This is a genomic window from Arcanobacterium phocae (assembly GCF_900105865.1).
Classification (GTDB): Bacteria; Actinomycetota; Actinomycetes; order Actinomycetales; family Actinomycetaceae; genus Arcanobacterium; species Arcanobacterium phocae.
Window position 1 is genome coordinate 211492 of the sequence record NZ_LT629804.1, and the last position, 25085, is coordinate 236576.

The 25085-nt window shown below is 51.2% G+C and carries 16 protein-coding genes; 4 read left to right on the plus strand and 12 right to left on the minus strand.

All coding sequences use genetic code 11. From position 1 onward, the window contains the following. Window positions 1-5 precede the first annotated feature (5 nt). The 5 genes from folE to dacB are packed head-to-tail and all read right to left on the minus strand — an operon-like array spanning window position 6 to window position 6188. A complete protein-coding gene (gene folE, locus BLT51_RS00935; protein ID WP_091278784.1) occupies window positions 6-596 on the minus strand; it encodes a GTP cyclohydrolase I FolE in 591 nt (196 codons plus the stop codon). Continuing rightward, window positions 589-2829, minus strand: a complete 2241-nt coding sequence (gene ftsH, locus BLT51_RS00940) for an ATP-dependent zinc metalloprotease FtsH (protein WP_231943957.1) — start codon at window positions 2827-2829, stop codon at window positions 589-591. The genes folE and ftsH overlap by 8 nt, the downstream gene beginning before the upstream one ends. Continuing rightward, complete coding sequence (gene tilS, locus BLT51_RS00945; protein ID WP_091278786.1) at window positions 2826-3941, minus strand: tRNA lysidine(34) synthetase TilS; 1116 nt, start codon at window positions 3939-3941, stop codon at window positions 2826-2828. Before tilS ends, ftsH begins: the two co-directional genes overlap by 4 nt. Further along, on the minus strand, window positions 3920-4786 hold the full coding sequence (locus tag BLT51_RS00950) for a zinc-dependent metalloprotease (RefSeq protein ID WP_091278789.1): 867 nt from the start codon (window positions 4784-4786) through the stop codon (window positions 3920-3922). The genes tilS and BLT51_RS00950 overlap by 22 nt, the downstream gene beginning before the upstream one ends. A 28-nt stretch (window positions 4787-4814) precedes the next feature. Further along, window positions 4815-6188: a D-alanyl-D-alanine carboxypeptidase/D-alanyl-D-alanine endopeptidase gene (gene dacB / locus BLT51_RS00955; protein WP_091278792.1), complete on the minus strand. Its 1374-nt coding sequence runs from the start codon at window positions 6186-6188 to the stop codon at window positions 4815-4817. A gap of 83 nt (window positions 6189-6271) precedes the next feature. Here dacB and BLT51_RS00960 point away from each other — a divergent pair, with 83 nt between their 5' ends. Next, on the plus strand, window positions 6272-6772 hold the full coding sequence (locus tag BLT51_RS00960; protein WP_091278797.1) for an inorganic diphosphatase: 501 nt from the start codon (window positions 6272-6274) through the stop codon (window positions 6770-6772). Between the two features lie 62 nt (window positions 6773-6834). On the opposite strand, the gene BLT51_RS00965 is transcribed toward BLT51_RS00960, so the two are convergent. After that, the gene (locus tag BLT51_RS00965) at window positions 6835-8403 is read right to left on the minus strand and encodes a C40 family peptidase (RefSeq protein WP_157672842.1); all 1569 of its coding nucleotides are present in this window, start codon (window positions 8401-8403) and stop codon (window positions 6835-6837) included. Window positions 8404-8650: 247 nt separating this feature from the next. Next, the gene (locus BLT51_RS00970) at window positions 8651-9961 is read right to left on the minus strand and encodes an MFS transporter (RefSeq protein ID WP_091278802.1); all 1311 of its coding nucleotides are present in this window, start codon (window positions 9959-9961) and stop codon (window positions 8651-8653) included. Window positions 9962-10116: 155 nt separating this feature from the next. Here BLT51_RS00970 and BLT51_RS00975 point away from each other — a divergent pair, with 155 nt between their 5' ends. Continuing rightward, window positions 10117-11136, plus strand: coding sequence for an alpha/beta hydrolase (locus tag BLT51_RS00975; protein ID WP_091278804.1), 1020 nt, complete (start codon window positions 10117-10119; stop codon window positions 11134-11136). Here BLT51_RS00975 and BLT51_RS00980 read toward each other — a convergent pair. From BLT51_RS00980 to BLT51_RS00995, 4 genes are all read right to left on the minus strand, one after another. After that, complete coding sequence (locus BLT51_RS00980; RefSeq protein WP_091278807.1) at window positions 11133-12368, minus strand: hypothetical protein; 1236 nt, start codon at window positions 12366-12368, stop codon at window positions 11133-11135. The genes BLT51_RS00975 and BLT51_RS00980 overlap by 4 nt on opposite strands. Before the next feature lie 110 nt (window positions 12369-12478). Further along, window positions 12479-14326 carry an acyltransferase family protein gene (locus tag BLT51_RS00985; protein ID WP_091278809.1) on the minus strand — a complete coding sequence of 616 codons (1848 nt, stop codon included), beginning with the start codon at window positions 14324-14326 and terminating at the stop codon, window positions 12479-12481. 180 nt (window positions 14327-14506) lie between these two features. Then, window positions 14507-17245, minus strand: a complete 2739-nt coding sequence (ppdK, locus tag BLT51_RS00990) for a pyruvate, phosphate dikinase (protein ID WP_091278812.1) — start codon at window positions 17243-17245, stop codon at window positions 14507-14509. Between the two features lie 224 nt (window positions 17246-17469). After that, entirely contained in the window at window positions 17470-19737 is a 2268-nt protein-coding gene (locus tag BLT51_RS00995; protein ID WP_091278814.1) for a bifunctional metallophosphatase/5'-nucleotidase, read from the minus strand. 192 nt (window positions 19738-19929) lie between these two features. On the opposite strand from BLT51_RS00995, the gene BLT51_RS01000 reads away from it, so the two are divergent. Together BLT51_RS01000 and BLT51_RS01005 are read left to right on the plus strand one after the other, a co-directional pair. Continuing rightward, window positions 19930-21270, plus strand: a complete 1341-nt coding sequence (locus BLT51_RS01000; protein ID WP_091278818.1) for a Na+/H+ antiporter family protein — start codon at window positions 19930-19932, stop codon at window positions 21268-21270. 133 nt (window positions 21271-21403) lie between these two features. Further along, window positions 21404-23584, plus strand: a complete 2181-nt coding sequence (locus tag BLT51_RS01005; RefSeq protein ID WP_091278820.1) for a coiled-coil domain-containing protein — start codon at window positions 21404-21406, stop codon at window positions 23582-23584. 64 nt (window positions 23585-23648) lie between these two features. Here BLT51_RS01005 and trpB read toward each other — a convergent pair whose 3' ends face one another. After that, window positions 23649-25016, minus strand: a complete 1368-nt coding sequence (gene trpB / locus BLT51_RS01010) for a tryptophan synthase subunit beta (RefSeq protein WP_091278822.1) — start codon at window positions 25014-25016, stop codon at window positions 23649-23651. Window positions 25017-25085 lie beyond the last annotated feature (69 nt).

Genomic DNA, 25085 nt, shown 5'->3' on the forward strand with positions numbered 1-25085 from the left:
TTACCTCACTTTGCCATGATGAGGCTCATTGCCTCAGCCCGAGTTGCCGAGTCGCGTAATATCCCACGCACCGCTGACGTGACAGTTCGCGATCCAGGTTTTTGCACCCCGCGCATCGACATACACAAATGTTCTGCTTCGACGACGACGATCACACCTTGCGCATGTAACCGTTCCATCATCGCGTCCGCAATTTGCGAGGTGAGCCGTTCTTGAATTTGGGGCCGGCGAGCAAACCCGTCAACCAGACGGGCAAGCTTCGATAAACCGGTGACGAGCCCATCCGCGCTGGGAATGTAACCAACGTGCGCCACTCCGTGGAATGGCAACAGATGATGTTCACACATCGAATACATGGAGATATCACGTACCAATACGAGCTCTTCATGATGAATATCGAAAGTTGTGTTCAAAACATCTGCGGGGTCTTTTTCTAGACCAGCAAATATTTCTTTATATGCTCGTCCCATCCGCGCCGGAGTGTCCTGTAGTCCATCACGATCTGGATCTTCCCCAACTGCAATCAGTAGCTGACGAACTGCGGAAACTACCGCATCCTCATCGTAGTGGCCCACGTGCACGGCTGGCTCACTCATGGTTTTCTCCCGCGGGCGCGTCATGTTCAGCCGAAGTGCCGTTCGATTCCGAAGCGTCGTCAGAAGCCTGGGCTTCGTTCGGTGCAACGACTGGGAGTGGAACAGGTGGCAGATCCGATACTGGACGGTTTGGCGAAGAAAGCCACTGCTGACGTGCTGGGGTCTTCACGATCTTCGTGAAAATCTCCGCAAGTTCCTTCTCCAGAATTGTTTCCTTTTCCAGCAAGGCAGCCGCGAGCGCATCAAGCACATGACGATTTTCCATCATGAGCGTCCACGCTTCTTGGTGTGCTGTTTCAAGGAGCTGATGTACTTCGTCGTCGATAACACGGGCAAGATCATCGGAGTATTCGCGCTGTCCGCCACCGCCCAGGCGAGTCATCGGATCTGACTCGTCTGGAACTAAGCGAACCGAACCGACCTTGGCAGACATGCCGTACTCCATCACCATCTTGCGAGCTATATCGGTGGCCTTTTGAATATCGTTCGAAGCCCCAGTTGATGGATCATGGAACACGATCTCTTCAGCGACTCGCCCACCCATAGCATAGACAAGCTGATCGAGAAGCTCGTTGCGCGACACCGAATACTTATCCTCAGTCGGCATCACCATGGTGTAACCCAATGCGCGTCCACGCGGCAAAATAGTTACCTTAGTAACCGGATCAGTATGGTTCAACGCAGCAGCAGCTACCGCGTGTCCACCTTCGTGATAAGCAGTCATTCGCTTTTCATCCGCGTTCATCACATGGGTACGACGCTGCGGGCCAGCAATGACACGGTCAATTGCTTCATCTAGATCGTCTTCTTGAATCGCCTCATGTTCTCGGCGCGTAGCTAGCAAAGCAGCTTCGTTGAGCAGGTTGGCTAATTCCGCACCGGCAAAACCAGGGGTACGCCGGGCAATCGATTCGAGTTCAATGCCGTCAGCGAGCGGCTTGCCTTCCGCGTGGACCTTGAGGATCGCCGAGCGACCTTTCAGATCCGGTGCATCAACCGCGATTTGACGATCGAAACGTCCCGGACGCAACAAGGCTGGATCCAGAACGTCTGGCCGGTTAGTTGCCGCAATAACGATGACGTTCGCACGCTCGTCGAAGCCATCCATCTCCACCAAAAGTTGGTTGAGGGTCTGCTCGCGTTCATCGTTGCCGCCGCCCATGCCTTGGCCGCGGTTACGACCAACCGCATCGATTTCATCAACGAAAATGATAGCTGGAGCAAGCTTCTTTGCTTTCGTGAACAGATCCCGCACGCGTGAAGCACCCACACCAACAAACATTTCCACAAATTCAGATGCGGAAATATGAAAGAATGGCACGCCGGCTTCACCCGCAACCGCTTTAGCTAGAAGAGTCTTTCCGGTTCCTGGTGGGCCATAAAGCAACACACCACGCGGAATCTTCGCGCCCATCTTCCGGAACTTATCCGGGTGATCAATAAACTCTTCGATTTCTTGGAGCTCTTCAACTGCTTCATCAGCTCCAGCAACATCCGCAAACGTCACATCTGGCCGGTCTTCTTCCAAGCCATCCTTCTTCACACGGCCGAAAGCACCCATGCTACCTTGCTGAATCTTCGGCAACATCCACATCAGCAGACCAAACAGAATCAGCAACGGAAGCACTAACGTCAGTAGCGACCCTAAAAACGACTGCTGTGGAACGACCGAGTTATAACCGTTCTTCGCTTTCGCGTGAGAAACTAGATCCTCCACCTTGTCTGCCTGCGCAGAGACGAACTGGAACTGGACTTTCTTTGTAGGCGAGCCCTTCTTGCCTTCCAGATCATGCGGCGTGAATTCCTTCGCTAGCCACACTTGAACAACCTGGCTACCGTCTGTGACCTGGATACGTTCCTTGACTATCTCACTCTTTTCGAGAATCTGAATTCCTTCAGACGTCTTGATAGGAGAGAACCCACCCGGTGCGAAGAACCAGAAAATGCCCGTGCCGATCAGCAAAACGACGGCGATATAGCTGACGATCGACCGGAACGGGCGCTTTTTCTTATCGTCCTTACCATCCGGTTTTTTCGTAGAGTGCTTCTCCGCATTCTCCGCGAGTTTCTTGGCTTCCTCCCAGCGTGCACGCCAGCTCTTTGGATCCTTACGCTTGTCAGAATCCGATGACTGATCCTTTTTACCGCGCCGAGCGCGCCGACCATTAGAGTTGAATTCCTCTAGTTTACGTCGGTTTTCTGACTGCGCCGTATCCTTTTCGGGGTTGCTCATGTATCCTCCATCGGCGCTTGCGCGACCGGATTAGATTGAAAATGCGGGCGATGTCGGGATTGCGCACCGGGTTCAAATCTCAGTTGATGAGAGTCACGCCAAGCTCGCACTCCAGGCAAGTCAAGCCCACAGTTGTTCTTACGTTCTGTTACAAGTTTATCAAGTCTTGCGATATGCCAATAGACTAGTTCACCGCCACGTACGCCACTTTCTTCCAGGGCGTATTTGAGCACCCGACGTCGAACCGCCTGCGGAACATCCGCCAAAATTAAACAATCAATCGTTACCGGCTCGCTGCTGAAGCACACTCGATCATATTCCGCCCGGGCGTAAAACTCTAACGCCTGGTTATCGTCTTGAAGCATCGACGCCGTCCGGCCAATTGCTTCAACAGTTCCCGGGCCAAGCACATTTTGTAGTTGAGGCAAAATCTGATGCCGTACTGCAGATCGGCGCAACGAAGTTCCGTCAGCACACTTCCACGGACCATCTAGCTCGTTGCTCGGGTCATCAACCCACGTCACCCCCAACTCGTTGCATACAGTACGCAACTGGTCACGAGTTAAGCCCAGAAACGGCCGCACCATGGGAACATCCGAATGCAACGGCAACTGCCCCGTCTTAGGCATACCGGCAATCGATTTTGCCCCAGAACCACGCCCGAACCCCAGCATGACTGTTTCAGCTTGGTCATTAAGTGTGTGCCCCAAAAATACCGGCGCCGGATGTGAATCGCCCAGCAACCGAGCCTGCTGCGCGATCGCGCCATAACGTGCTACTCGCGCATTTCCTTCCGGACCGTCGTTGCCGGCTAGATCGACTTCAGCGATATGCACGTCGACGCCCCACTGCCCCAGCGTGTGCGCAACATACTGGGCCTCGCGAGCCGATTCTGGCCGAATCTTATGATCTACACAAATAGCATGCAGGTCCACACCATGTTTCGGGCCAATGAACGCCGCTGTTTTTGCCATCGCCATCGAGTCCGACCCACCAGAAACCGCCAGCAAAAGTGGCGCTCCGTGTGTCAGGCCAGCAATAGCCTCACTCATTGCATGCCGAGTGACATTAACAAGATGATGCGGTGGCGTCACGATACGCTCGCAATCCATTCGGCAGGATTGTGCAACTGTTCTACAGTAGGAGCATTCTGCGGTGATAGCCACACTCTGTTGAATCCGTCTAGCCCCATCTGTTTTACAACCGCCTCAACAAACTCATTTCCTTGGCTATATTGCTGAGCCTTCTTCGCTAGCCCAAGCATCTTCTCAAGACGTTTCATCATAGCCCCGCCAGCTGCCCTCCGCTTCGCCATGGCATCAATAAGTGACGATCGGCAAGGCAACACGTCGTAAGACACATTGTTCATAACATATGTGGCATGCCCCTCTAGGAGGGACATAATTGCAGTGATCTCATCCAAAGTAGCGTCAACCACGGCGTCGTCGTCAGCAGATACGAGCACGCTGGCCCGCTGACCGATATATTCTGCCAGCCACGGCGCAGCCTGGAATTGTGCCACATGCGTCCACTCATGCACCGCAACCCACAGTCCCACATCGGCTTGGTTAACCGCAGATTGGTCATAAAAATCAGCAATATTTGGGGCAACAAGATACAAGCTTGGGTTAATGGAATAGGGATCGTACTGTCCCAGAACTTTCATCGACAAAACTGAGGTGGCGAAACCAATCTGGTTGTCTTTTAGCTTTAGCAATCCAGATTGGGCATCCATCATCGCTTTAATCGAGGCGATAGCTTGATTCGCCCACACCGAACGATCAACGATACGCACAGGTACCGGCGCCACCGAAAGCCCCGACACGTCTTCCACGACTACCCGCGCGCGCCCGGCCGCCTCCCGCAAATCTGACACAAATATCTGCGCCTGCCCTTTTTGCCATGACGGCCCACCGCCGGTAAATAATCGTGATAAGAGCGCCACACTTGCTACCATTTCGACCTCCCAAAATCACTTCGCATTGTTATAGCGTATCAACGAGTTTCCCGACCATATCGTCGATGGCACCACGTATCTCACGTTGTGCATTTTCCTGATGATCCGAAACGAGTGCCACCAGGATGAGTGGGCGCCCGGCCTTCGTGGTGACGAAGCCAGCCAGCGCCGTCGTCGTCGATAATGTTCCTGTTTTTGCCCGAACCATACCGCGAGCAGGTGAATCCAAGAATCGCTGTGCTAACGTGCCTTCTAGCCCACCTACCGGAAGTGCCGAACCGAGCGCACTAATCTTACACTTGTCACACTCCCAAGCTTGTTGCAGCACCTGAGCAAGTAGCGGTGCGGGAACCCTATTGTTATCGGACAGACCCGAATTATCATCGATCACCATGCCGCCGGTTGAGTATCCGCCAGAAACCAGAGCTTGTGTCACTGCTTTGCTAGCACCGGCAAAAGTAGCTGGCTGTTCAGATGCGATCGCCACTTCATGTCCAAAAACTTCAGCCAAAGTATTGTCTGATTCAGTCATCATGACGTCGATCAGTTCACGTACCGGTGCACTGTGGGTTCGGGCAATTTCAGTGGCATCCTGGGGTGATTGCGCCCGATCTGCGACTGTGGCCGAAATTCCAGACTCCGTTAGCCGCGCAGCGAATTCGTTGGCGGCGGCAAGATCTGGTTCTGCCACGAAAGCAGAAAATTTATCGTCCGACACTTTCCCACGGTTGACGGCGATCGGCCGGATTGGCATCACGAATTCAGTGTTCTCTTCGGCCACTGCTTGCGGATGAAAGAGTGGCTCCTCGTAACGCGAGGAATCGACGTGTACTGTCACGGCGGTTATCCCATCACGAGATAGCTCTGCTCTGGCTTGCTGCGCTAAATCGTTGAGGCCTGCCCTGCCAATCACACGCTTGCTATCGCCATCGCCGGCAGCTAACGTAACGTCGCCGTCGCCAACAAGATAAATATCGTCACCACTGCGGGTTACATGTGTGTCAAGGGTCGTGTTCGGGCCGAGCGTGGTCAAGGCGGCTACTGCGGTCACATACTTCATGGTGGAAGCTGGACGCAACGGGGTTTGTGATTCGAGTGCGCCGAGAGTTTCTTTCGTTTGTGGGTCGACGACGACGACGGACGCCACCCCACTCATCCGCGCATCTGTGCGAAATTCTTCAAGGATTGTGCGCACATGTGCAGAATCTTCAGCAGTAAATGTGGCGAATTCTGGAAGAGGTTCCTGCGTGAGGTGCACCTCATTTAGTTGCGGGTACGGCAAAGGCGCAGTAAGTGGCGGTTTCGTAGTAAAAAGTCCGGGAACAAGGTCCCAGGCGTCTGCAACAATATATCCCCCGACAGCAGTGAGGAACACAGAAATTCCGATCTTTACTTTCTTCACTCTTCAAGTCTCCCACACGCTGACGCTAAACACCGGCTACAATCGTTAAAAGCAGATTAACTGACATGCCAAAGGAGTCACCCATGGAGTTTGATGTCACCATCGAAATTCCGAAGGGCAATCGTAACAAGTACGAAGTCGATCATGAGACTGGGCGTATCCGTCTTGATCGTATGCTCTTCACATCTACCCGCTATCCAGACGATTACGGTTTCATTGATAACACGCTCGGCGAAGATGGCGATCCATTGGACGCTCTTGTCCTTTTGGATGAACCAACGTTCCCGGGTTGTGTTATTCGGTGCCGAGCACTCGGGATGTTCCGCATGTCCGATGAAGCTGGTGGCGACGATAAGGTACTTTGTGTACCAGCAGCCGATCAGCGCGCATCTTGGCGTACTGAGATTGAGGATGTTTCCGAATTTCACCGTCTTGAAATCCAGCACTTCTTTGAGGTTTATAAGGATCTCGAACCTGGCAAGTCAGTAGAAGGTGCTCACTGGGTAGGCCGTGAAGCAGCGGAAGAAGAAATTCGTGCCTCGTTTAAGCGTGCCGAAGATACTGGTTATTACGCCAAGCACTGAGCTATAACGAGTTGTGGGGGCTGACCGTCAAGGTCAGCCCCCACAACTTATATCAAGTATTTTTAGTTATCGACTACTCGAATGTATACCGGGTTTCCATAGACTGGGCCTTCTTGAGTGCCCATTGCAGGGTTGTAAGCAGCAATATGCATGCCGTTTCCAGTGTACATTCCAACGTGACCTGGCCACCACAAGACGTCTCCAGGACGCGCTTCTGCTGGGGAAACACGACGGTAACCGGCAGACATGTATCCTTCAGATACGCGCGGGACGCTGATGCCGTGGTTATTGAAGATGAACTTCATGAACCCCGAGCAGTCCCAACCAGCTGGCGTGACACCACCCCAAACGTATGGTGTCCCAAGGTAGCGACGGCCAAAATCAACAAGTTTCTGTCCGGTTGTCCCGCTAGACGGCTGTGGAGTTGGTGCCGGTGCAGGTGCGGGAGCTGGCGCAGGAGCCGGCGCAGGTTGTGCAGCCTGTGCAGCAGCCTGTTGTTGGGCAGCAGCGCGATCTCGTGCGGCCTTTTCTTCAGCGGCCTTCCGCTCTGCTTCAGCTCGAGCTTGTGCAGCTTCTTCTGCCTTGCGAGCTTCTTGAGCTCGCCGTTCAGCTTCGGCTCGTTCTGCCGCCGCTCGTTCTGCCACCGCCCGTTCTTCGATTGCACGCTGATTTGCCGCGGTAGATTCGCTCGATTGTTCGGCACGTTGCACTGCTTCGCGGGCTAGTTTAATCGCATCAGGATTACCAGATGCCTCAGCAGCTTGGAGATTGGCGCGAACCTTAATGAGTGCTGCCGCTGCTTCTTCACTAGCTTGACGAGCAACGCTCACAGCTTGGTCAAAACGATCCGCGTTCGCGCCGGCAATAAGTGCATTCGCCGCCGCTTGGGATCGCTTGGCGCGATCTATTTCAATATTACTCAGACGCTGTGCCTCCAGCGCCTCAGTTGTGCCACGCTGGTGCGCCAAAACGGTGACGAGCTGGGCTCTCCGATCTGCAGCCAAGCTAACTTGCTGTTGGGCTTGTTGTGCCAAATGGTCAGCTTTTTCTTGCGCTTGGGCGGCATTCTCGGCAATATCTCGCTGTTTATCAGCTGCTTTATCGGCTTTGCTTTGCAGCGCACGAGCGATTTCTTCTAGTGCAGTGAAATGCTGAACTTTCGAGTCAGCTTGAGTAGCAACAGCGTCAAAGGCTCGAGTACGTTGATGTGCATTATGGAAGCTATCAGCGCCGAGGAGATAGAACGACGACGTAATGTTCGCTGCCGAATCACGATAGACAGCTTGCGAGATTGAACCAAGCTGTTGCCGGGCACGATCAACGTCCTCTAATGCTTTATTAGCATGATCCTGCGTGCGGATTGCCTGCGCAATAGAGTCAGCTAGCTCCCCCTGAGCTTTCAAGCTTTCTGCCTTTGCTTGGGCGGCTTTCAATTCTAGCTTTGTCGATTCACCAGATAACCGTGCAATTTCTAGTTCGGCATCAGCAATAGACATTTGCGCAGTTTCTTCGGCTGATCGCGACCGTGTGATGTCATCATCAGAAACCGGGGCAGCAATAGCTGTTTGTGACGACAAGACAAGCATGAGCGCACTGAGTGCGCCTCCAACACTATAAGCTCGCTTCTTCACAAAAACCTCCACATGTTTTCTTTTCTCCCGCGTGTCGGCTTGATTTAATCCAACAGACTAGGATTGCTACATAACGACCTTATAACAAATCGCATCAATAAGAAACACGAAAAACAAAGTTCACGCCAATCACACCGTTCACATGTGTAACAATAAGCACTCTTTCACCGTCCCAACGGTATTCAATAAAAACGGGTGTGGATGACGATTATCATCATCCACACCCAACTCAGTCAGTAGCTAAGAACTACGCCTGTTCAACATGCGCTTGTATATCATGACGTCGATTCAAAACAACAAGCCACCAAGACAAACCAGCACCGACAAGCCCCACAACTGCCATAGCTATGAAAATAATGCTGAACCCGGTAGCCGGATCATCCTTATAGGAATCAAGAATAGAGCCATTTAACGTCGTCGCCCACAAAATACATGCGAACGCTAGGAACGAATTAACTGACATCGCTGATCCCACAATCGAGTTAGGCAAATTCAGCTCCGCAACCGGAGCTTGCTGAATACCTTTTGCCATCATCGTCAAGAAAACAAAAGCAGAAATCAATCCAAGCGCAACATAGAAATTGCTTGCCTGAGCTGGCAAGAACGCCAAAATAATCAAGAATATTGCGCCGCCGAATAGCGTTGCCGCCAGAGTCTTGGCCGAGGACCTAAACACCTTATCGGCAACCATTCCACCCACCAAGCCGCCGCCTAGACCAAGCAAAATCGCGTTAACCGTAGCATAAAGAGCTGCCGACTCCTGCCCCATACCGTACACGCGAACAAAATACGGCGTCGTATAGATAAGAGTAGTGTACACCCAGTACACATTCATACCAGCGAAACCGGCAAGCCATACGCGCGGAATCCGCAAGGTCTGCCACAACCCAGCCAAAGCTTCAGAATTGGTTAGCTCAACCGTTTCCGCATCGGCAGACACGTCACCGTCTTCCTTTGGATCTGCTGGAACATAGCGGTAGATCAGCGCAATCAACGGCAATGTCAGCAACGCATAGGCAATCATTCCGGACCGGAAAGCAAGCATCGAACCATTTGCAATCGCCATGATGCCGATAAGAATGCCGTTAAGCGTGGCTTCACCACCGGCTCGGAACGCCGTCAACGTACCAAGTGCAAAGCCCTTATGCTCCTTCGATGAAAACAGCACAACACCTTTAACAACAGCCGGCCAGAAAATTGCGTCAATCACACCCCAAGTGAAGGTAATAACAAGCATGAATGAAAAAGCCGGACGGAGAATAATCATGATTAACGCAGTAACACAGCGATATGCCAAGCCCCACATCAGCACGGTACGAGCATTGAACCGGTTATTCACCCATCCGGCAGGGATATAAAAGAACACGGCCACACCAAGCATCGTGAACAATAGACCAAACTGAGTATCAGTTAGTCCATAGAACTCCACTAGCCGCTCATAGAACGGAATTTTGAAAGACTCAAAAGCAGAGTAGATTATTTGCCCAGAAAAAACCACAGTCAGAAATGCTGCCACTTGTTCTTTACTGTGGAAGCCATTACGGCGAAAAAATCCCATGGAAACCCCTATGTTTTCATGACCAATACGAATACCAAATAGATTTTACACATAAAATGACTTGTCATACGAATTTCTGGAAACTATGGCAGAAACAGGGCTTCTTTACCATTATTAGTTGTCTCGCAAGGTTTGTGCCAGATACCCTTATAAGCATGACAACGTGGTACCCAGATTTTCTTGGAAAAGATTACACTAATACAACTATCGATCTGCAACCTGATGAGCAAGGACCAGTGAAGGCAACGCTGGTACGGCATCTACCAGAAACCGCACAAACAGCTGACTCAGCACCTAAGTTTGCTTTCCTCGGTGTGCACGGCTGGAATGACTATTTCTATCAGACGGAACTAGCTCAAGCTGTGACCTCGTGCGGGGGCCGTTTTTACGCCCTGGACTTGCGCCGCTACGGCCGATCCCATGAAGAAGGTCAGATGTGGGGATACATCAGCGATTTGAAGAAATACGATGAAGAAATCCTCGCCGCGATGGAGATCATCAAGGCTGAACATCAGGAGGATTTCCCGATCATTCTTTACGGCCATTCAACTGGTGGATTAACGACGAGCCTGTTTGCCTCCCGGCACGCCAGTAAGCTCGCTGGACTTGCACTGAATTCACCGTGGCTGGAGTATCAAGATTCCCCAATCACTCACCATGTCGGAAAGCCTTTCGTGGATACCGTAGCGCGTTTTTCGCCAGAAAAAATCCTTTCGGAGTCCGATAATGGCTTCTACCAACGCGTACTTACCGGATGGAAAGAAGAGGACGGCCCAATGCCAGTCCATCAAGCTGGTGACCCGTTCTTCGAGGGCGGCTGGAAGCCGGACGAAAGATTCCGTCACTTCCCGTCCTTCCCTATTCGTGCCGGCTGGCTTTCCGCTGTCCTCAACGGTCACGCTCAAGTCGCTAAGGGTCTGAATATGGACCTTCCAGTTTTGGTGATGACCTCGGCTCGCTCCGATATCACGGAAACATGGAATCAAGGACAACGCAGTGTCGACGGCGTGCTCGACGTCGAACTGATTTGGAAGCGCGCCGCTTACCTATCTAATCACACCACTATTGTGAAACTATCGGGCGCAATCCATGACGTAGTTTTTTCGCGAGCAGAAGTACGCACCGAAGCTTTCGCTCACCTGCGCAACTGGATCACGCACGTAGCACGTATTTAGTGGCGACGTGAACGGCGTCTACGCGCCGGTTGTGGCTTATTATTAGAAGCACGTTGTTCGGCTCGCTGGGTGGTAATCCACTCAGCGAGCTTCGTGCAATCCTTTTCGGCTGCTTCAGCTACCGCACGAGCCGCCATATTGGCCGACTCCTCCTCGGAGAAAATAGTTTTCTCGGTGTGAACTTGGGGCGCAGAACGATCCCACAAGCGCTGTTCAGCACGCTTGGTGCGTTCCAAAAGCTGTTCGTATAGAACGGTCCCCGATTTCGATTTCGGCAGATGTGGGGTGCTGGCTGGCGTTGTGTCGCGCTCGTTGACTGATACGTGTTCTGATTCAGTTTGGCCAGCGGTGGCACGGCGGCGTGCCCGACGGCTACGACGGCGGGGCTGCTCAGTTAGCTCAGCCAACATAATTGCCGTATCAAAACGGCTTTCTTCTGCTTCTTCTGACGCTTCGCGAACGCCATCTTCGGAATCTTGAAGGATAAAATCGGGTTGATCTGCAGGAAGATTATCAGCCTGCGATTGTTGAGGAACGGCTTGATGATATGGCAACGGGGCAATGGTAGGACGCTCCGCCCATCCTTGAATGTCCCACAGCGACTGATCAAGTAAATCTTCAGTTCCATCGCCATTATTGGCGCTCCCGGCACTGATCATCCATGGCGCTTGCGGCTGGTTAATGACGTGTGGCAGATGCTGATCTACATCTACGACTTCGATCAAGGTTCCGCTAGCGCCCTCATGTGCGACGATAAGTTTAACGTCAACATCTACCCCACTCAGCGAATTGCGTGCTTCATCATCGAGATCCTGGCAAAAGATGTATAACCGTGGCGCTTGCTGAGACGATGGCGCTGTGCTGTCAATAAAAAGCCCCCATCGATGAGCAAAATCTTGTTCTGTCCCCGGATAAAAGTCAACGAGTTCTTGCCGGCTGAGAGAACTAAATTTGCCGGCTCGCGCAGATGCCTGGACGAGCGATGCGGCAGTCAGGATGTCAACAACTTCAATCGTGACAACACGTTTATCTGAATCCAAAGCAATCAGTGATTGCTTTGGAACACTTGAGTCCTGATTCGTCACATACCCGATTGGAAACAGTGGGCGCTGAATTAAGGCTAAAGTTTGAGACTGCACCGCATGGAGAATGTCTTTGATGAGACTTCGAGAAAACTGGGAATATGTAGGTGCCTCAACGAGTCTTCCATCGTTCAATGCAAACACTGACATGTTCCACCCTTCCTTCCCATACGTGTATTTAAAAGAATATCGGAAAACTCGGTATTTTATAAGATGATCAAGACGCGATATAGACCACCAATGGCCTTCAGTGCCTTATCTTACCCATGAAAACTGTGCAATGCCTGAGAAACAGCATCCGCGAGAAGCCGGGCCCCATCACCATCCGGGTGTATTCTGTCTCCGGCGAGATTATCTTGGTGCGCCAATGCAATCTGTTCCCAATCCGCAATTGCCACACGGTCAGGATAACGTGCAGCAAAATCGCGCATTGTTGCATTAGAAATAGGAACCCAAGTTGCATATTCAGGGGCACTTGCCGTTATGAAAACAATTCGCCTATTCGGACCAACACTCTTCATAACAGCTTCCGCATCCGCGGCTGTAATCGCCACATTTGTTCCTAGACCCACAACCACGTATGGGCGAAGCTGGTTACGGCTGTCATAATCAGCGGCGATAGCCGGAAACTGCTTTATCGATCGAGACACCGCACCATCTACAATCACCCCTGGTAAAGCTTCCGTGAACGCAGGCTGTGCCGCCAACGTGACTGAGTCACCGATAATAGTTACGTTGCTTCCTACAGGTTCCGGGAACTGGCTTGGCTGGTTATTTTCTGGTTCCGGAGCTACAGTATTCGGTGCCTGCTCTGGAGTAGGTTCAGCTGGAGATGGTTCTTGCGATTGTGCATTGTCATTTTGCGGAGCCTCCTGCTGCCGGTTCTTTTCCACCTGTTCTTGGGCTTGGCGGATAATGAGTTCGCCCGACGACGTTTTTTGCTCAGTCAATAAGCCAATAACCGCCAAACTTAACAACACGCCAAAAATAATTCCACCGAACACTGTGGCAATCTTGTGGTCTACTAGATTTTTTACCCACACAATGAAGCCCTGCTGGCGGATCGGAGTTTCAATAAAGCGATAAGACAGATCAGCAAAAATAATGCTCAAGAAAAGGACGATGATCGACGTCGGAAACGCTTTAAGCGGCGAATGATAGAACCCGATAACGTGTAACGGCCAGTGCCATAAATAGATACCGTACGACCTATGCCCCAACCATGCGACCGGACGGAATTCAAGAGCACCCTGCAACCCGCGTGCTCCCCAACCCGGAACATCTGGGAGCAAACCACGAATGACGATAACTGTAAGTATCGAGAACAGAACCATCCCCCACGGATACATGAGTTCGCCGTCGGGCACAATGACGCTCAGCGCCACGATAGATGCCAAGGCCAACCAAGACGCATATCCCCACCATGCAGTGGCCTCCTGTCGAACCCCGCGAAGCAATCCGGGCAAGCTCAATGCCATGCCTGCACCCATCATTAGGCCAAACGAGTGGCTAAAGGTCGACACATAGGCAGATGTAGGATCACTGCCAACCGTCACTGCATGTAGCGCAATCGAAGCACCCGCCAAAACCACTGCAGTTGTTGCACGAACCCGGAACGGGAAAAAGAACATAATAAGAATGAGGATTAGCGGCCAAATCAGGTAAAACTGCTGCTCAACAGCCAACGACCACATATTATTGAGCAACAATGGCGACTGCTGATCAAAATATGAGGAAGAATGAGCAATTTGAAACCAGTTGTATGACCCTGTCAGCGCACCGAGCGCCTGCCAACGCAACTGTGTTAAAGCGTCTCCCCCGAAAACTCGAGCCAAGGCTAAAGCCCCAACGGTTGCTACAACCACTGCAGGAACAAGCCGGCGAATGCGTCGCATCCAGAATCTACCAAATGAGATCGAGCCGTTTGTTTCATATTCCTTCATCAGCAACGAAGTAATAAGAAACCCCGATATAACGAAGAACATATCGACGCCGATATAACCCACATCAGCAACACCCGGGATGAGATGATAAACCACAACGATTAACGCTGCTATTGCACGTAAACCATCTAAGCCTAAGATGCGTCCGTGCTGTTGTTTTTTCACTTATCCTCCTCAGCTGTTCGGACTCTTATTCTACTTGCCTGAGTTTGGCATCGCGATTGACAAACATCGCTGAGGAATACTGTAAGAATCTTCACCGCGACACGAACAGATACACTACTGGCGCATATTCGTGCCGAATATGCGCCAGTGTGCTACTGAGTTCTGTCAGTCCGTTAAGGTTCAGGCAGTGCGGTTAGCGGCACCGCCAGCTGCCCGTGGCGATTCGTTGGAAATCGCTGCACGGCCCGCTTCGAGGCGTGCCACTGGGACACGGAATGGAGAGCATGACACGTAGTTCAGGCCGATCTCAGCAAAGAAATGGATCGATGCCGGATCCCCACCGTGCTCGCCACACACGCCCATCTTCAAGCCCGGCTTGGTTGACCGGCCACGCTCAACGCCCATTTCGACAACCGCACCGACACCGTGAACATCGATAGATTCGAATGGCGAAATGCCGAACACACCGTAGTCGAAGTATTCGTTGAAGAACGTGGATTCGACGTCGTCACGAGAGAAGCCCCAAGTTGTCTGGGTCAGATCGTTGGTACCGAAGGAGAAGAAGTCCGATTCAGCTGCGATAGTATCGGCAGACATCGCTGCACGCGGTAGCTCAATCATGTTGCCGATTGGGAGGTCAATCTCAACGCCGTGCTCCGCAGACACTTCAGCCAATACTTCTTCTGCCATATCGCGAACAATCTGCATTTCGCGCGAAGAACCGATCAGCGGAACCATGATCTCTGGACGTGGATCCTTGCCGGCCTTCTTCAATTCAGCCGCTGCTTCAGCAATGGCTCGTACCTGCATAATAATCAAGCCCGGAAGTTTCAGACCAAGACGAACACCGCGCAAGCCAAGCATTGGGTTTTGCTCATGGTTACCCTTGACTGCTTCCAGCAATGCTTGCTCTTCTATGCTAATCGTCTCGCCCTTAGCCTGCTTCACTGCGAGCTCTACTGACAACGCAGTCATATCAGGAAGGAACTCGTGCAATGGCGGGTCAATCAAGCGAACTGTGACTGGCAGTCCATCCATCGCTTCGAAAATTCCGAGGAAATCACCCTTTTGGAGTGGGAGCAACGCATCGAATGCAGCCTGCTTAGCTTCCTCGGTCTTTGCCAAAATAACGGTTTCGATGAGCTTACGACGATCTCCGAGGAACATGTGCTCGGTACGGCACAAGCCGATGCCCTGAGCGCCAAACTCGCGAGCGCGTTGGGCATCTTCTGGGGTATCTGCGTTGGCGCGAACAAGGAGCTTACGAGCGTTATCTGCACGAGTCAAAATCAGGTCAACTGCGCGGACCAAATCTTTAGTGTCATCGTCTTCAGCAACCTTGAGCGCCTCATCTAGACCGTCAGCAATGTAGGTCATGACTGGCGAGTTGGTAACTGCTACCGCTCCGGCGAAGACTTCACCGGTTGTACCGTCGATGGAGATAATATCGCCAGCTTGGAATACCTTATCGGACCCCTTGATAGCTACCGTTCCAGCAGCTTCTTCAACGAGTAGCTCATCGGCGCCCACAACACAGCACCGGCCCATGCCACGTGCCACCACAGCTGCGTGAGAGGTCTTGCCGCCGCGCGCGGTGAGCACGCCGGATGCAGCAACCATTCCTTCTAGATCGTCTGGATTGGTTTCGCGACGAACGAGAATAACTGATGCACCAGCTGCTACACGTTCTTTCGCCTGCTCATTATTGAGGACGATTTCACCGACGGCTGCGCCTGGGGAGGCTGCCATTCCGTGGGTAAGCAGTGTCTTTGGCGCCTTCTTATCAAACTGCGGGAACAGCAAGGACGTCAGTTGTTCGCCGGTTACCCGGGTTACCGCTTCGTCTTCACTGATCAAGCCTTCTTCAACGAGCTGCTTGGCGATACGGAAGGCGGCTGCTGCGGTACGCTTACCGACTCGAGTCTGGAGCATCCACAGCTTACCTTGCTGAATGGTGAACTCGATGTCGCACAGATCGCGGTAGTGGTTTTCGAGCTTCTTCATAATGGCGACGAGCTCATCGTATGAGGTCTTGTCGATCCGCTCGAGATCAGCTAGCGATAGTGTGTTGCGGATACCGGCAACAACGTCTTCGCCTTGTGCGTTTTCGAGGTAGTCGCCGTAAACGCCCGAGTCACCAGTGGAAGGGTCACGGGTGAAGCAGACTCCGGTTCCGGAGCCTTCGCCCATGTTACCAAACACCATGGTTTGTACGTTGACTGCGGTTCCGAGATCGTTCGGAATGTGTTCCCGACGGCGGTAGATGCGCGCGCGGTCCGTGTTCCAGGAATTGAACACTGCGATAACTGCGAGGTCCAGCTGGTGGCGTGGGTTCTGTGGGAAATCCTGACCAGTTTCCTTCTTGAAGATCTCTTTGAAGGTAGCAACGAGTTCTTTGAGGTCCTCGGTGGTCATGTCAAGATCGCCAGCGTAGCCCTTGCGCTTTTGGAGACCATGGAGTGCATTGGCGAATAAATCACCATCGATATCCATGACTGTTTTTCCGAACATCTGGATAAGCCGACGGTAAGAATCCCAAGCGAAGCGCTCGTTACCGACTGCAGCGAGACCTTCTACGGACTGATCATTCAGTCCAATGTTGAGCACGGTTTCCATCATGCCTGGCATGGAGAACTTTGCACCGGAGCGAACCGACATAAGTAGTGGATCGGAAGGATCGCCGAGCTTCTTCCCCATCACTTCTTCAACACCGGCGATAGCTACGGCAACTTGCTCTTTGAGCTCTGCCGGAACTTGGTTATTTGCGAGGTAGTATCGGCAAGTATCGGTGGTAATGGTGAAGCCGGGTGGCACTGGCAATCCCAGCTTCGTCATCTCAGCAAGGTTTGCTCCTTTGCCGCCGAGAAGATCTTTTTGATCTTTGTCGCCTTCGGTAAATTTGTAAACATACTTCGTCATATGTAGTAGCCCCTCCAGTGGGTCAAATGAAATGGCCGGACACAGCCACACTAATCGCTGTTAAATGTACCACCTTAGTCCCACAATCGAGAACTTTTATGCGACCTGTGTCACTATATTTAGGACTTTAGTCGTACATTTGTGAGATATTTGGTTTCTTTTTCCTAAAAATGATGGGGACGGGCCGTCAGACCCATCCCCATCAACTGGTAGGAAACTACAGATTACTCTGCGTCGTCGTCCTTACGACGGCGAAGCAACACTGCACCACCGAGCACAGCTACTACTGCTAATCCGCCAAGAATACCAACGGATGCACCAGTGTGTGCAAGCTGACCGTGCTGAACCGGCTTTGGTGATGCTGGAACGCCACCACAGTTCACATCCACACCGACCATCTGATCGGCACTGACGAGCACCTTACCCTGATCATTCATCACAACGAGCGGGACATGCACACTCTTTGCGTCTGCCGGGCATTTAAAATTAGCATGAATATCGAATGCCTCGGTGTATCCAGCACCATCCGCAACAACTACCGCATTTTCGGTAGTCGCCTTAGTGTCAACAATCGAGTTGTTGACCGCGGCAGTGAACGTTTGATCACCAAACTTGACGGTAACGTCCTTTGTTTGGGCTTCGGAACCAACCGTGAACGAAAGTCCACGCAACGAAAGCTTCGCGCTAACATTGTTGCCCTTGGTGGTCACATCGGTGATGGTGACACCAATAGAAGATGTGTAGTCACGTGGCTGAACTGCCTGGTTGTTCTTCAGATACTTCTGCATCCAGTCGCGATCTAAACCGTCTGGAATAACCTTGTATGTTGCCTTCACTGCAGGATCAGCGAGGATATTGAAAGAGTCACCACCAGTGAGCAAGAAGGTTACTGAACCAACGGTGTAGTGACCAGCAGGATCAATCGGCTTGCCATCAAGCATGATTGAGGTGATGCGATCCCCCATTGGACGTGAAGGATCGAATGTGTAAGTAACATTCTTCGAAAGCCCCAGCTTGAGCATCGGCCGCGATGAATCCTTGCTCAACGTCTTCCACTGCTGCTCTAGTAACGTCTTAAACTGCTCACCAGTCAAGGTCACATAGCCTACTTCGTTCGAGAACGGCATGAACGCGAAGACGTCACCAACAGTTACAACGCCTTCCTTCGGCGTCAAGTCCGCACGAATACCGCCAGCGTTGATGATACCAATATCAATTGGCTTCTTATCAAGAGTTAAGAAGGAATCCTTCATTGCATCGGCTATCAAGCCACCGATCGTCGATTCCACACCACGGTTGGAACCTGGAGCTGGGGTTTTGCTCGGGTTATCGGTATGAATACCGCGGTAGAAGTTACCGGTACCTTCCGAGACAACCTTTTCCTTTTCCGCCTTTGCGTTAGCAGCAGCCTTATCCACGATTGCCTTCACAACTGGGTCTTGACCACAAGCGAAAACGTCGGTTGCGGAGATCTTGTCTGCCCGCGATTCAACAACCTTCTTAGCATCCTTATCGTATTTGACGACGACGTTGGACAAGTTATCGGTGAATGAACCAGAGGCCGTAGCGGTGATCAAATGACCGTCCTCAGCAGGAACCATATCCAGACCGAAGTACGGAACGTGGGTGTCGCCACCCATAATGATGTCAACGTTCTTGTTCATCTTCGGGTAGGACAGCTTGACGTCGTTGTCATACATAGCAACAACGATATCTGCTTCGCCGTTCGTCTCGTCGCCGTCCTTGAGCTGATCGGCAAGCTTGTTGATAGCCGGTGCAGCTTCGTGGAAAGTCAGCGAATCAACAGTTCCGGCTGGAAGTTTGGTAGCGACGTCGTTCTCGATGCCACCAATGAAGCCAACCTTCACTCCAGATGGCGATTCCCAAATCTTGTAGTCACCGAGTTCAGATAGGCCTTCAACGTTGGCACCCAAATATGGGAAACCGATCTTGGTGAAACCATCAGTACCAGCAAAACGTGACTTTAGCGCCGGGATACCCTTATCGAATTCGTGGTTACCGATCGTGGATGCAAAAACATTCATGGCGTTCAATGCTTCGATGGTTGGGTTATCCATCGCTGAACCAGAAGTGAACGGTGATGCGCCAATGTTATCGCCCAGCAGCGTGAACTGGGTGTTAGGGTTAGTTCCCTTTACCTTGTCAATGTAGCACTTAACTGCAGCAAGCCCAGATTCTGCGTATACGCCTGGCTTCTTATACTTTTCTGCTGGCTCGATGTGACCGTGAATATCGGTGAGGTTGAAAAGGTTGAGAGTAACAACGCTGTCTGCTTTCTCAACCTTCTCCTGGTCCTTAGCTACTGGTTCTTCGGCGGCAGGCTGAGCCGTTTCAGCCTTAGTCTCCGCAGCAGCATCAACTGGCTTCTCTGCCGGCTGAGCAGGTTCATCCGCCCATGCAGTAACAGGGGCCATAATCAGCGATGCGGCAGCAAATGCTCCAATTGCCACACGCTTCATCGGATTCTTCATAAAAATTCTCCTAGAATTTTGGAAGCTAGAAAATAAACTTCACTCACTAGATTAGCAGTCATTAAAGATTGCCACGGCGATAATGACAACAGATTCCGCCAGAAATCGCCAAAATCGTTCCATGACGCGTTCATATAGTGAGAAGAATTCTGGTTTCTTGAGCTCGTCTTAGTTCACCGTTAGAGTAGCCGTATGAATGCTGTATTAATTGCTGTTGTTGCCATGCTCCTACTAGCTCTTATGCGAGTCCACGTGGTCATTGCACTGTTCATGGGTGCTCTTATCGGCGGTTTCACTGCCGGTCTTGGCCTAGACGGTACCATGCTCGCCTTCCAAGATGGTTTGGGAGCCGGCGCTAAAATCGCGCTGTCTTACGCACTCTTGGGAGCATTCGCGATGGCGGTTGCGCAGTCGGGCTTGCCCAATTTGCTGGCATCGTGGCTTGTCTCTCGCACTGCGAAGCGCTCTCCTGGCGGCTCGACCGCGATGATCAAGTACAGTTTGCTCGGCGGTATCCTTCTCATGGCTATCTTCAGTCAGAACCTTATTCCGGTTCACATCGCATTCATTCCGATCCTCATTCCGCCACTGCTACCAGTATTCAACCGGTTGCAGCTCGACCGGCGCATTGTCGCGTCCACTATCACGTTCGGACTCGTGACCACATACATGTTCATTCCGTTGGGGTTCGGTTCGGTCTTCTTGAACGATATTTTGCTCGGCAATATTGAATCTGCCGGGCTCGATACGTCGAACATTAACGTCATGCATGCGATGGCAATTCCGGCAGCCGGGATGCTCGTTGGTTTGCTAATAGCTATCGGTTTTTCGTATCGTAAGCCGCGCATCTACTGCTCGGGTGAGGCATCGACGTCGACGTCGAAACCACAAGTTTCCACAAAAAACACCATCGTTGCGATCGTGGCTGTGCTGGTCACCTTCGGGACTCAGCTCACGCTCAACTCTCTCGGCTACAAAGCCGATGCGCTTCTCCTCGGTTCACTCCTCGGTTTAAGCGTTTTCCTGTTTACTGGCACGCTCAAGCTTCGCCAAGCCGACGAGGCTTTCACTAACGGTATGAAGATGATGGCAATCATCGGCTTTACCATGATTTCTGCTCAAGGTTTCGCTTCGGTTATGAACGCGACCGGTCACGTCGAATCGCTTGTTGAGTCGGCCAGCACCCTGGTGGCTGGCAACAAAGGACTGGCCGCGGTAGCTATGCTGATTGTGGGTCTGATTGTTACGCTCGGAATCGGATCCTCGTTCTCCACGTTGCCGATTATCACAACGATTTACGTGCCACTGTGCGCTTCGCTCGGGTTTTCTCCGTTGGCGACGGTCGCAATTATTGGCACATCTGGCGCGCTTGGCGACGCCGGTTCCCCGGCGTCCGATTCGACGCTCGGCCCTACGTCTGGTTTGAATGTGGATGGTCAACACGATCACATTCGTGACTCGGTTATCCCAACCTTCCTCCACTTCAACATTCCGTTGTTAGTGGCTGGCTGGATCGCTGCGATGGTGCTGTAGCTGTTTTCCGCGGGTTTCACAGTCTTGTTCTTTTACTAAGAAAATCACACGAGCTCTGTTACCCTTATCTCCATCTCAGGGAATTTACGTTTTTAGTTTGATTCGTCAACTTATTGTTGGTTATTTTCTCTCCATGACTATTTTGAATTATTCTTCTCGTTCGGCTCTTGTCCTCACTATCGCAGGTTTGAGCATCACCTCTACTGCCGGGATAGCTTCGGCAACTTCAGATACACAGATTGATAAAAAGTGCGAACAAGCTCGTATGGCTATCGCCGAAGAAAACAAAAAAATTGAGCAGTTAGCTCAGCTCAAAGTGCAGCTAGAAAAGAAAGTAGCTGAAGAAAAGGCCCAACGCGCTACGTTACAAGAAGCGCTCGCTAAACTATCACAAGATTCCAATAAAGAGGTTGCTACTGCTACGGAACTTACGAAAAAGATTTCTGTAGCAAATAAGATTATTGACTCCACCAAAGTTGAACTTGCAGAGATTGAGGAACAATCTACTGTAACTACTCTAAAGTTAAACGAAGCGAAGAAGGCTCTTGCTGAAGCTATCGCGAAGCGCGACAATGCGAAGAAGAATTTTGATGCAGCGGTTGTAGATACTGCATCAAAGAAGTCCGGCCTTGACACGGCAACACAAAAGACAGCACAGGCCGAAGATGCCACCAAGGTAGCTCGCGAAAAGCGCAATCAAGCACTGGCAATTGTGCAAGAAAAGATTAACAAACTAACAGGCGAGCTTAATCAGGCAAAGAAGCAAGAAGAAACTGCCCAATCTACGGCAGAAAAAGCTCGTACCGTATATGAAGAAGCTCAAACAGCTACAAAGAACGAAGTAGCAAAGCTCAATCAGCTCAGGAATGCTAAAGAGACTGCCGCTAAAGAAATCGATAGCGCTTTCGACAAAATACAACAAGGGTTCAAAGAGAAGTCGCAGCAAATTGAGAAGATCAACAATCTCAAAAAAGAAGAACTTCTACGTGCTGAAGAGTTAAACCAAGCTAAAAACAAACAGAAAGCTATCGACTATAAATCCCTCCAAGATCAACTCCTGAAAAATACATCGAGCCCAGAGCGCTCTTCGCTGCGCATTAAACAAGAGCTACTGGAAAGAAATGAAAAGGATGTTAGAAAATATGAAAATGAAGTAAAAGAGCTAAGCAAGAAACTTCAGGAAACTCCAAACGATGACATTCTAAAATTACGGAAAAATGGAGCTGAAAATAATCTCGCTGAAGCACGTAACGATGTTAAAGAGCTCCAAAGCGAAGTCCAAATACTAGCGGAGAAAGTTGCATCTCTCGATGGCACGAAAGTAATAATTGAAGCGAAGTTAAAGCAGTACGACGAAGTGACAGGACTGATCCGTCAACTTACATTACAAGTCGGTCAGATTAGCCTATCTATCTACGAACAAAAAGAACAGTTGACCCAGATCGAGCAAAATATCGCAAGCTTGCAGATTCACCAAGCCAATTTGTTAACTCAGCAAACGGAGCGTAATCGGGATATTCAAACTTCGGAACGACAACTAGCCAATCTCCAGAAAAAGCAGAATACGGCCAAATCCGCTCTTGATAAGGTAGAACAGGATCTGGTAACAGTTGCAAAAGAAAAGAATGCACTTGAAAAGAAACTGAATGAAGTCCGCAAACAGGTTGACGATTCAGAGCTTCGTAAGGCCGAGAGAACTTTAACAGCTGCTAAAGATTACTTAGCGAAAGCTAAGGAAGATCATGCCGCAGCGACCAAAAATGCCGAGGTAGCCCAACAAGCTCTTACCCAAGCGGAAGCCAATATTAAAGCTACGCAACAAATACTTGATGAGCAATTTCAAAAGCTTACTCAGCTAGGAAACAAACAAAATGAACTCCAAGCAAAGCTCGATATGCTTACTCATGAAGTAGCTTTGTTGAACAAAGATCTAAAGCTATCCGAAACTCGACGCGAAGAGCTGAGCAAAAAGATTGCTGATACTGAATCGCTTCTTAAGCAGGTGAAAGATTCAACTGAGGAACTAGCAAAGGCAACTTTAGACCTTAATACGGCAAATATGCTGATGAAGGAAGCCGAAAAGACGCAGAAGAATTCTTGCGCCCCTAAAGCAGACCAGTCTCATACGAACATTACACCTGAATCCCCGGTAGCTCCTCGACCTCTTCCACAGATGGGCAAGCACAAGCAACAAAATAACGGTCTCGCACAAACAGGCGTCTCCACCCAAGATGCTCTGTTTGCGAGTGCAACGCTAGCTGGCCTGGGAACATTAGCTTTGGTGATGCCACGTCGTCGTCGAGACGCAAACTAACTCTCATAACCGCAAGCAACGGCATAGAACAATCTCATCCGTGAAAAGTCGGACCGGGTTGATTCTAGCGCATTAACAAATTGAAGGGCTTGACATCGATATTTTCGATGTCAAGCCCTTCGCGGTGGTTCGATTCTGCTGTCATCTGAGCCAACACCTCAGCAACAGCAGGATCAGTCACTGGAGACACCCGCGGATCCTCATACAGCAAGTCTCCGAGAATGTTGTGAACATATTCCACATCTTTGTCACCGCGACCAGATAGATTAACAAGAATAGCTAGCTCGGAATCGCCGTCGTCGGAAACCGACTGGGCAAACTTCAAAGCGTAAGCGACCGCGTGAGCCGATTCCAGAGCCGGAATAATCCCTTCATAACGCGAGAGCAAACGGAACGCTTGGAGAGCTTCAGCATCAGTGATACCCACGTACTGTGCGCGGCCACTTTCCATCAAATAAGCATGTTCCGGACCAACACCAGGATAATCCAGACCAGCCGAAACTGAATAGGATTCGTCAACCTCGCCAGACTCCCCCAACAACACATACGACTTACTGCCATGGAGTAGCCCGATTTTTCCACGCTCAAGCGGCGCGCCGTGCTTACCCGAATCCAAGCCTTCGCCCGCCGGCTCCACGCCGATCAATCGGACCTGGTCGTTGCCCGGCTTATCGGTGAGATAATCAGCAAACGCGCCAATCGCGTTCGACCCACCACCCACTGATGCGACCACCATGTCCGGCAACCGGCCAATACGCTCTAACATTTGCTGGCGCGATTCCCGTGAAATAACTGCTTGGAACTCTTTAACGAGGGTTGGGAACGGATGCGGACCACACGCAGAACCAAGCAGATAATGCGTCGTTTCAAGATTTTCTACCCAATCATCCAACGCAACATTGATCGCTTGCGACATTGAGCTTTCCCCAGCATTAACCGGAACTACCCTGGCGCCCATCATGCGCATCCGCAACACGTTCGGTTGCTGACGCGCCACGTCTTTCGCACCCATATAGATGGTGCAATCCATTCCCATCAACGCCGCCACCATCGCAGTAGCGGTACCATGCTGACCAGCACCAGTTTCCGCAACCAAGCGGGTCTTGCCGAGCCGCTTCGCGATCAACGCTTGAGCCAATACCTGGTTTCCTTTATGCGCACCGCCGTGGACAAGGTCTTCTCGTTTAAGAAAAATACGCACCTGACGACGGCTCTCCGGCTGTGTAAACGGCAAGTTTGCGCACTCAGTGATCGGGGTAGGCCGGCCGAGGAAGTTAGCGCGCAGATCATTAAGTTCACGGAAAAATTCCGGATCTGCAAGCGCCGCAACATACGCGGCTTCTAGCTGGTCTAGCACCGGCAGAAGCTTGTCCGGCACGTACTGGCCACCGAACTGACCAAAGTAAGCATTAAGAAGAGTAGAACGAGTCATGAGTATGCCTTTCATCGAAGTATGTAGCAGAACACTTCTTGAGGCAGCCTACTCAGAAACAAAAACCGG